Source organism: Thermosipho sp. (in: thermotogales), assembly GCF_020054775.1.
Lineage (GTDB): Bacteria > Thermotogota > Thermotogae > Thermotogales > Fervidobacteriaceae > Thermosipho > Thermosipho africanus.
In genome coordinates this window covers 1-10,604 of sequence record NZ_JAIHAP010000062.1, presented here as the reverse complement: position 1 = coordinate 10,604, position 10,604 = coordinate 1, and the positions used below count along the sequence as shown (strand labels likewise).

The following is a 10,604-nucleotide window of genomic DNA, read 5'->3' as shown; positions in this document are numbered from 1 at the left end:
TCTTCAGCAGAAAATTTTCTCCTCATATCTTTCACTCCCCCTCATGAAAAATTATACTCTCTACTTTCTAGCTGTCCAATCCTTCAGGGGAGCAGTATAATACTCTCTACTTTCTAACTGTCCAATCCTTCAGGGGAGCAGTATAAAACATTATTTTGTAATTTTGTTTAAAATTTTAATAATTACTGCTACCATCTTTTCTACACCTCAAATTCCAATACTTTGAAAACCTCTTTTACCTTCTCCATTAATTCTTTCTCCTCTTCCAGCAGTAATGTCCCTACTCATATTTTAACCACCTCCTGGTTTATTTTTTCTCTTAATTCTTTCCTTACTGCATCCTGAGGGACAATATCCACGTCAATACCGAGTTTTTCCTGCAAAAAAATGGAAAGTCCTATGAAATCAAAAAGAGTTGCATTTTCATGAAATTTAACGAGAATATCTACGTCACTTGTTTCTTTCTGTTCTCCTCTTGCGAAAGAACCGAATATTCCCAATATTTCTACTTTGTATTTCTGTTCAATTTCCTTTTTCAAATCCTTTATTATGCTAATAATTTCATTTAAAGTTTTCATTTAAACAACCTTCTCTGTGAAATTTTTGAAGCAGGAATTAAAGTAGCATAACCTATCGCTTTTAGGGGGTCCTTCCTCATTGAAACGTTTATCTTTCATTTAAATCCTCTTCGCTGAGCCCTTTGCGAACCCTTTATGAGCCCAATATGTAAATGTGCCTTTTCCGGTAATCCCTTTTTTCAAAAATATCCCAGCTTTTACCAGATCAAAATGTTCTCTTGTGGTTGTTGGTTTTGAACATTCTGTTATCTCCTGATATTCTTCATTGGTAATCTTCCCTTTCTCTTTCACATACAAAACAGCTTTAATATGCCTATCATTTAATCCTAGTTTTCTAAGATATTCTTCATTGTAAATATCTTTATAAAATATGACAGAAAAACCATCACCAAATTCTTTAAATTCAGGTTCAGGAAGTCCTTGCTCTTTACAAAATTCAACCATTCTCTTTGTGTCGGTGTTTCATTTTTTTCGTCTTTTCAAGACATTGCTTCTATTTATAAATTTCCTACCTAACTTTTGGGCACTATCCTAGTAGAAATAACGAATCAGTAAAAAACGTTGTTTTTATAATTCAAAAAGAAACGAGTGTGGCTATGATTAATCCTTTCAACATTTCCTAAAAACACAGAATTCTGCTAGTAAAATTCATGTGTCCTCAGAAATTCATCGTTAATCCCAGTTCTATGGTATACAAGTATCTAAAATACGATTTTGTATTTCGACATCGCCAACAAGTTCGTCAGTGTTCGACTAAGTTCGACAACCATCTGTTAAAGTTTACAGATTAAGAAATTTATATTTTCCAGAAATTCTTAATTTTGCTCCTCTTGATATGAGTATTTTTCGTTCCATGAATGTATTTAGTATGGAATATGCTGTTGTACGCTTAATACTATTTTCCTGCAAAATGTTCAACAGTTCTTCCTTTGTACCAGTAACATTTTTCAACAACTTGAATGCTTTCCTTTGACGCTCCGTAAATCTTAATTCATCAAGGTACTCGCCTACTATCTTCATTATAGTCTGTATCACATCTTCCTTTTTCAGCACATTTTTGTCTATATTTTCAAATATGACCTTGGAAAGGATCCACAGTGCATCTCGCGGGTTACCATCTGCAAATTCTATCACCGGTTCGAGAGATTCTATCGGGATAACTTCTCTGAATCTGTGTATTCTCCTCAAAAGTAGTTCTTTTATATCACTATCAGTTAATTCTTCGAGAAATGTTATGTCCTTAAAGACATTTTCCAGGTTTCCTGATTCGTTCCACCTTAATCGGTCGAGCTTATATTCCCTGTATATAGAATACGGCAGCGTCATTATTATGACTACATTTTCAAATACCAGCTCATTTTTCAGTGCATCAACGATTTTAAGTACATCGTCTCTACTTTCTTTGTCAAGTTCATCAATAAAAAGAACAAATTTTCTTTTTACTGTGACAATCTCTTTGATCAAATTCATAAGTTTTTCTTTGGCAACAAAAAAGTTAAACCTTGGTGTTTGTGCCTTTTGAGTACCAACACCTGCAGAATCGTACAAGCTTATTCCAAAGGAAAAACCTTTCACTGTTGAAACCTCTTCAGCTACCCATTCTTTTATCTTTTGCGCTTGTTTTGAAAGTTTTTCATCGCTTTCCAAATTTTTGGAAAGGTTGTACAGAAGTTCGTACAAAATACTTTCTACAGATTCCCTGAAAGTCAATGTGATACGTCTTGAAAAAACGTTGTCACATCCAATAAATGAGTACCGTCGTTTTTCCTATACCATTTTCACCAGCTACTCTGAAAATTCCCATGGGATGGTGCTTTATAATGTTGTTCAAATTTCTGATTTCTGTTGACCAGCAAATTTTCTCTTACAGATTCAAGTAGCTTGTCTACTATGTAACTTATAACTTCTGCAGTTTCACAATAGCCCTTCCATTCAAAAAATTATCAGTTGACTAATCAAATTATGACATATTCGACACCGCCGACATGTTCATCAATGTTCGACACCTTTGTCAAAAAAATAGGTGGTATCTTATCAATTCCCATAATCAGCCATACCACCTTACCAACGAATATGGCTGGGCAAGCCCGTTATGGACTACCCTTTCTTTATTTCTCTGTTCAATTAATAAAGTCACCATGAAATTACCCGTTTATTATCAACCTTTCTTTTAATCCATGGATTGTTTCAGAAGATTTTATTTCAACTATAATCTTTTCATTAGGAATGTTTTTGGGCTTTGTAAATCTGATATCTATAGGAAGTAAATTATTAAAAGGCTTTGGAGAGTTTATTATTTCTTTTGCAATATGATATTCAATTGATTTTCTAATATTTCTATCAACGTTAAGCGGACCTAAAAATACATAATGAAGATTGATGTACTCTTTAATTAAAGGCACAAGAAATTCAACTTTATCTATAAATTCAATTATTTTATTTCTCGTTTCTTTTCGCCAAAGACCATTCCAGATTATTTTTTCTCTTCCTTTGGAAAGTAATTCTGGATCACATATTCTATAGTTTCCGCCAAAGGTTTCTATCAAATGTTCTTTCATACGTTGCCAAAATGTTCTTCCTGTTTCACCAATATAGTCAACAAGATATCCATTTTTATATTTTACTGTCCAGAGATAAATACCATAGTCTTTTGATATGTCTGAATCAAATAAAAGTTCTTCTTTTTTTCCATACAATTTATACGGCCCATAAAATGTAAGTTTAATTTTCACATTAATTACCTCTTTATTACGAATATTGCTCAATAAATATTATTTCGGCATCTTTTATATATTTGTTATTACCAATGTATATCCTTTGCAAATACTTATCAGAAATAAGCTTCTTGATTTCATTGATTAATTGGTTTTTATTTTCGGAATTTTCAATTAGTTCAACAGCCTGTTTTATATAAAATTTTGGTAAAACTCTTGATTTTACAACTTCTATTAATAATTCAAAATATTTATCATTTGAGTCAAAAGAATTAAGCATAGTTAGTAATCTAAATTCAATCGTTCGTGGATTTAAGTTAACATTTTTTCCAGTAGTAATTTTATTATCAGAAATTTTTCTTAAATAACTATCTAAATTAGAATCAACTTTTTTGTACTTTTTATCTTTTACCATCTTTAATAATTTTAGCCCTTCTTCAATTGACAGTTTTTCAATTTTTTCCTGTGTTAATTTTAAAAATGTTAAACTTGTTCCTTCCTTTGCAAAAACTAAAGCTCCTTCTAAACCAGTATCTATGATTTTTGCCCTAACCCTTTTGGGTAATTCCAAAGCTTTTCTATAAATATCATTTTCAAAATTTTGATATCTATGTAAATCATTCAAAAATTCAACATCCCATGAAATTTCATCATCAGATAACTCCTTTGCAAAATAAGAATTTAATTCCTCTTCTGATGTAAGAGTTTTCATATCAGTTCCAAATATGAAATTAAACATGTGTATTTTGGCTGTAGAAATTTTTCTAACAGAAGTTTCATCTTCACCAATTTCAGAGGGAAAATAATTATAAATGAATATTTCTTTTTGAGCATTTTTACCAATTCTATTAATTCTTCCGACTCTTTGAATTACTCTGGTAGGATTATAAGGAATATCATAATTAATCAAAACATCTGCTCTATTTAGATTGAAACCTTCAGATAAAGCATCCGTAGCAATTAATAACTGTATATCATTTGTCGGGTTGTCACAACTTGCATCAAATTCCTGTATAATCCTTTTTCTATTATTTTCGTTAGCATCCCGGCTAGTATATTTCATTGTTTTAAACTCATCTTTAAGATTTTCATATAAATAATTAACTGTATCTATAAATTCTGAAAATACAACTATTTTTCTATTGGGTTTTTGTAAATACAAATTATTTAAATGTTTCTTAAAAGAAATAAGCTTTTTATCTTCCACAATAAACAATTGATCATTAGAAAACCACATATTGTAAATATCTTCTAAAATTTTCAAATCTGATTCCATATCTTCTAAAAATGCTTTTCTGATTTCCTTAGAATCAATAAAATAATATCCTTTGTTTCTCAAGCTTTCCAATTTTGAATCTTTTAATAAATCATCATCTATAAAGTCTTCTTCAAAAATTAGCTCTGGATCAACTATTCCACCTTTCTTATAAAGAGGAACTTTCCCGGCTTTATACCATTTAATCATTATTTTTGTATAATTTATCATATTTTCAATCGACTTTTTAAATGCTTCTAATGAACTTTCAAATCTTCTTACTAAAAGTTTCCTCATAAACAGTGATAGATTTTCGTGTAAAATTTCAAAATTTTCAGTTCCAAAATAATCTTCTAATTGCCTTCTATACTTATTGAAATTTTTTATATAGTGAGTTACTCTGTATCTAGATGCCTTAAAATAATTACGGTTGTTTTCTTCAATTGGACAAATCATTTCAAGGGTTAAAAGGTATTTATCCTTAATATCCTCTAAATCATATTTTAACGATTCAGGTTCATTAACTTTTGGAAAAGATATATTTTGGGCCTTAATATTTTCCCTATAAACATCTATTTTTTGAAGATCAAGCCTTGTCCTTCTAATTATTAGTGGATTTATTATATTTCTAATACTTTCAGATATCTTTTTAATTTTTCCTTTATTATCCTTTTTTCTTGCCTCCCTAAACTCATCATCTAATTTTTTAAATATATCATATAAATTTCTCCCGTTGGTATTTATAAAAGTAGCGCGTGCAGGATTTTGAAATAGAGAAATTAAATTAAAAATCTCCAATGGTCTATTGTTAAAAGGAGTTGCACTCAAAAGAACTACCTTATTTCCAGAACATATTCTATGAAGCAAAGCATATTGCTGCGTTTCATTATTTCTAAACCTATGAGCTTCGTCAACAATTATTAAAAATTCATTTGTATTTGCTTTATCAATATATTCCAAAACATTTGACAGTTTACCACTACTAAATACTCTTCCTTGAAAATCAAAATCTTCTTTGTACATTTCCCATGTACTTACAAGATGTGGAGGTGCTATAATAATTGTTTTTTCTCTTAAAACGTGAGCTATTGTTGATGCTATAACCGTTTTACCTAATCCAACAACATCAGCTATAATTACACCGTTGTGTTGCCTTAAAATTGATATTGCTTTTTCGATTGCATCAATTTGATATTTTAGATCATAAAACTTATTATTTGTAATTGCAGAGGGTAAAAATTCTTCCTCAAGCTGTTTTGTTTCAAAATATTCATGAAGTGCTCTTACATATATTAGTTCAGGAGATGGGATAACTCCAAGAAACGTTTCCTTGACCACTTTCTCTTCAAATTCATTGAAATTATCTTTACTTACAATTTCTACCGAGTCTTCCCAAAGTCTATCAAATATTTCCTTTGCCTCTTTAAAATGATGCGGCTCTCTTAAAATTACATTAACCTCATTTTGAGAAGATAATCCGCTTGCAGATAAATTACTTGAACCTACAATAACATAACCAGGATTTATTCCACCCTCATTATCTTTTCTCTCAAATATGTACATTTTCGAATGAGTAGATTGTTTTGTTTTTCTTATCTCAAGAGTTCCATTCTTTATTTTTTCCAAAAATACTTCAAAAGCCTTTTGCATTTTTGATAAATCATAATAATTAGTATTGTTAATAAAATCTTTGAGCTTTTTATAAAAATCTTCCCTTATTGATATTTTTGACTTATCTTCAGTTTTAAATATATTGTATGTTTCTTTGTACAAATTATCCAAACCTTTTTCTACGTCAAGGCCAACAAGTATTTTTAAATTTTTATCTTTATAATACTCATATATTTCAGAAAAACCTGAAAAATAAAAATATCCAACTAAAAAATAACATTTTGAAATTGAGTTACTTATTTTTTTCAATGTTTCAGACAACGTTTCATGATCGTTTGTAATAAATGTTCTTGTTACCATTTTTGCACCTCTTTTTCAATATATTCTATTTCTTTAGGTGTTAATTCATACAAATCATATACCATTGAATTAATTTTCTTTTCATAGTTGTTTATTTCTTTAATAAGATTCTCGTTTTTTTGTTTTTCTACCTCTTTAAACTTTTGAATCATTAAAGAAACTAACTGATCAATTTCTTTTTTTAATGCTAATTTTTCCTCAGTATCAAAAAACAAAATAGGTAATCTTTCTACATATTGATTAGAAAGTCGAAAACCAGTAAAACCATATCTATGAACATTTTTTAAAATATAGAAATGAATTAATTTAGAATTCAAAACACTAGTAATATATTTTAAATCATTTCCTGTAAAAAATGCCATACTATCTAATATATAAAAACCAGACGAAACTATACAAAACATAGGCTTTTTCGTTATTCTCTGCCAAACAACCTTTTCTTTTTCAAATTCTTCCAAATATTTTTCAGTTGGATTATTATCCAATTCTAACCAATGGTGTTGACCTGGAAAGTCATTACTTTTATTTTTATTAACATTTCTATTGTATTTACATTGTCCTCTTTTTTTTAATGCCATTTCAAATTTTGATAAATAATCAACAAGACTAGGATATAAATGAGATTTTTTATAAAACCCATATTTAGCTAAAATTATCCACAACCCTTTCCACTCATAATAATATCTCTGTATATCCCTTCCTCTTAATACTGGCTTGATTATTTCTTCAGTTCTATTTCTTTCTTCTTCACTTTTGCAATTGTTTAATATCATATTCCTAGTTTTTGTATCAATAATAAATGCTTTGTTTAAACCTGTTTTTATACCATAATAAATATTAATATTCCAATCCTTTAAAGGTTTCCCCAATTTTTCAATTTTCTCTTTTATTTTAAAATCAATATTATTACCAATAAACCATACATTTTTTGATGCGTACACTTCTTTTTGATTTTCATTCACGTACTTGCTAATATTCATATTTTTTTCTCTTAATTCTATTCCCTTTAATTGTTTTTTATTTTCACCCTTTTGAATAATTAATATGCTTGTGTCAACAGTAGCAGCCTTAAAAACTCCAGGGCCTAAATCCACAATTAATTTGGGATTATATTTTTCGAAAAATTCTCTTAATTTTTCACCATATCCTGCTCTCATCCATTTGTTACTTGTTATATAACAGAGCACCCCTTTATCTTTTAATAAGTCTATTCCTCTTTCATAGAATAAGCAATAAATATCTCCATTGCTATCAAATGTTTCATAACCTTGCGATTTGTACTTCTTTGACAATTTACCCCTTTGTCTTTGAAGTTGAATATATGGTGGGTTTCCTATAACGATATCAAAACCATCATCTATGCCAAACATCCAAAATGGATGAAAAAATTCAGCTGGTTCATCTCCAAATGGGTCCCATCTTTCTATATAATAATCAAAACTTCCCTTTTTGGGTTCACCATACCATTGTTTATATAAAAAATGGATTTCTTCTTTTATTTTTATAAATTCTTCTCTTAACTTATTTTTTTCTTTTAATGAAGATGCACTAAAGTAATCTTTTATCAAACCTTTCAATTTTATTACTAATTTTGTTGTGAAAGTTACTTCTTCTTTTGGAAGTTTAATTAATGTATCAGCAGCCACAAATTTAAATTCAAGATTTGGTAACGGTTTAATATTTCTATTTTCTTTTGTGTCATCTACTGTTGATTCAATTATTAGCGATAGATAGATTCTAAGCTTTGCAAGTTCAACTGCAACCTCTTGAATATCAATTCCATAAATTGATTTTTCAATAATATGAAGTTTGCGTATAAATTGAAGTGTTTCGTTCTCAAATCTTTTTTCTATTTCTCTTCTTAAAGTTGATGGTAAATTCTGATATATTATTTCTTTGTAAATTTCAGCATTTGGATCAAGGATTTCTAATATATGAGTTAGTTTTAATAGCATTCCAACGGGAAAAGCTCCACTACCACAGGCTGGATCCAAAATTTTTATATCATATAAAACTTTCAACAACTCAGATTTTTTATCATTCGACAAAAAATTATCAACATTGTAAATATCCATATCACTTTTAAGAATTTTTTCAATTTCATCTTTATCTAAATTAGTATGATCTTGTAGATAATATTTTAATGATTCTGTAACCATAAAATCTACTATTTCTTTTGGAGTATAAAAGCTTCCAAGTTGCTTTCTTGCACTTTCTCCTGTTTCAGGATTTATTTCAGCAAGTAAATTTTCTAGAATAAGTCCTAACATTTCAGGATCAATAGACAATTCAATATCTATTGGGGTGTTTTCATCTACAGTAAAGTTATAAGTTTCAAGATGTTCAAATAATTCTTTGATTAAAATATCTGGTATTTTTAAAGCATCAAAATATTTTGATTTTCCATTTTTATCTAACACATAAAAATCATGTTCTTTGGGAGTAAACAAACCACCATTTAAAAATGGTATATCCTCAAAATAAGGAATCAAATCAAAGGAACTAACTTTAAAATTCACCTTTCTTTGATTAATTGGAGTATTTAATACTTCAAAAAATAATGGTTCAAGAACAGTATGATAATATTCTTCTCTTATTGCACTTGATGATAATATTTCTTCTGGGATTAAAGACTTTCCTTGTTTTGATTTTTTCTTCTTCAAAAACCACAAGAAAATAATCCTACTCAAAAACCTAATTGTAAAATTTTTTCTATTTTCATCACTGTTGTCATATGGTAAGGAAATATTTTTGACAAATTTATAAAAAATATCATGTATGCCTTTATAAAATTCTTTATTAACAACTTCAATTGAAAATCTATTTCTCAAATCTTCTAAAGAATCTACTTTCTCACTCAACTGAGTTTCTACAGTATGTAATTTTGAATTTGGCCCCAGTAAAAATGAGTACCGTCTTGGATTAGAAGATTCAGTAATTATTTTTCCGTCAGAACTATATTTATAATTAACCGAAAGATATGAAAATCTATAATCGTCTGAATTTTCTGAAACAAATACAGCCAAAGCATTTTCAACAAATTGATTTCTAAGAATCCTAAAAGCCTCCTTTGATAATGAAACCCTAGGATCAGAATCTGAAAAATGTTTAAACTCATATATTGGGATTTTTAATTTCTCATCTTCTCCAATTAAATAGCATTCTTTTATGTACCTACTCTTGGAATTTATATAGTCATCCACCGGAATAGATAAATTTTTCCTTACAAAACCATCAGTTAAAAAGGACTCTAAAAATTTTTGAAAATTTTCTCTGTTATATTTTTGAGAAAAGTCCATAATCCCCCTCCATTTGTTCTTTAACATTCATATTTATTTGCATATTTTAAAAATTCATAACCATTTTATCCTAATAAAATACTAAATTTAATTTTGACCCATAACTAACAACTTCTACTAATTCATTATTTATATAATCATGTTCTATTTTATCTGTAAACAGGATTCCTTTAACTTTAATTTCCTGATTGATGCTTTCATAAACAAATCTACCATATTTATCTTTAAAAAAATAAATATACTCAAGAAGTTCTCTTAATCCTTGTAAAACATAGTTTTTATCTGTTGTATATTTAACCTCACCTAAAACAACTTTTTTCAACTTATTTGTTTCTTTATTTCGCACTTCAATAATAATATCTGGCCTTCCCTGCCAAATATTTTCATTTATTTCTCTATCCTTAAATAATTTAGAACCTATCTCTCTAAATTTGTCGTAAACCTTAATTTGCCTTTTTAAAAATTCATTTGTAAGTGATGAATTTTTCACTTCTTCTACTGAAATTTTAAACATTAATTCATTTGAACCTGTACTATCATGGTATATTGTATACACATGTATATCATCTTCCCAAGTTGCAACTTTATTTTCTTTTCCATCCATAATATACATCTTATATCCTTTAGCGTTTTCTTTTAATATTTTAATCACCCAGTACAATTCAAATAAAGTATTTTCATCTGCTATTTCTATAAAGGTCTTTTCAAAAAGCTCTTTCAATCTATTTCCTTCAACTTTTAAATTTAAATAATCCCTATACAATTTAAACAAACTAGCAGTTTTATA

The 10,604-nt window shown here is 28.4% G+C and carries 7 protein-coding genes; all 7 read right to left on the bottom strand.

The genetic code is table 11. The features are described 5' to 3' along the window. Positions 1 to 284 precede the first annotated feature (284 nt). Positions 285 to 578, bottom strand: a complete 294-nt coding sequence (locus JG780_RS08830) for a nucleotidyltransferase family protein (protein ID WP_287570189.1) — start codon at positions 576 to 578, stop codon at positions 285 to 287. 99 nt (positions 579 to 677) lie between these two features. Then, positions 678 to 1,022 (bottom strand): hypothetical protein, encoded by a 345-nt coding sequence (locus JG780_RS08825; RefSeq protein WP_287570188.1) that lies wholly within the window; start codon positions 1,020 to 1,022, stop codon positions 678 to 680. Positions 1,023 to 1,358: 336 nt separating this feature from the next. Beyond that, on the bottom strand, positions 1,359 to 2,288 hold the full coding sequence (locus JG780_RS08820) for a P-loop NTPase fold protein (protein WP_287570187.1): 930 nt from the start codon (positions 2,286 to 2,288) through the stop codon (positions 1,359 to 1,361). Between the two features lie 434 nt (positions 2,289 to 2,722). Then, on the bottom strand, positions 2,723 to 3,310 hold the full coding sequence (locus JG780_RS08815; RefSeq protein ID WP_287570186.1) for a hypothetical protein: 588 nt from the start codon (positions 3,308 to 3,310) through the stop codon (positions 2,723 to 2,725). A gap of 16 nt (positions 3,311 to 3,326) precedes the next feature. Further along, entirely contained in the window at positions 3,327 to 6,518 is a 3,192-nt protein-coding gene (locus tag JG780_RS08810) for a helicase-related protein (protein ID WP_287570185.1), read from the bottom strand. Beyond that, positions 6,512 to 9,817, bottom strand: coding sequence for an Eco57I restriction-modification methylase domain-containing protein (locus tag JG780_RS08805; protein WP_287570184.1), 3,306 nt, complete (start codon positions 9,815 to 9,817; stop codon positions 6,512 to 6,514). Before JG780_RS08805 ends, JG780_RS08810 begins: the two co-directional genes overlap by 7 nt. Before the next feature lie 70 nt (positions 9,818 to 9,887). Beyond that, positions 9,888 to 10,604 (bottom strand): hypothetical protein (locus JG780_RS08800; protein WP_287570183.1); only part of this gene is annotated, 717 nt, incomplete at its 5' end.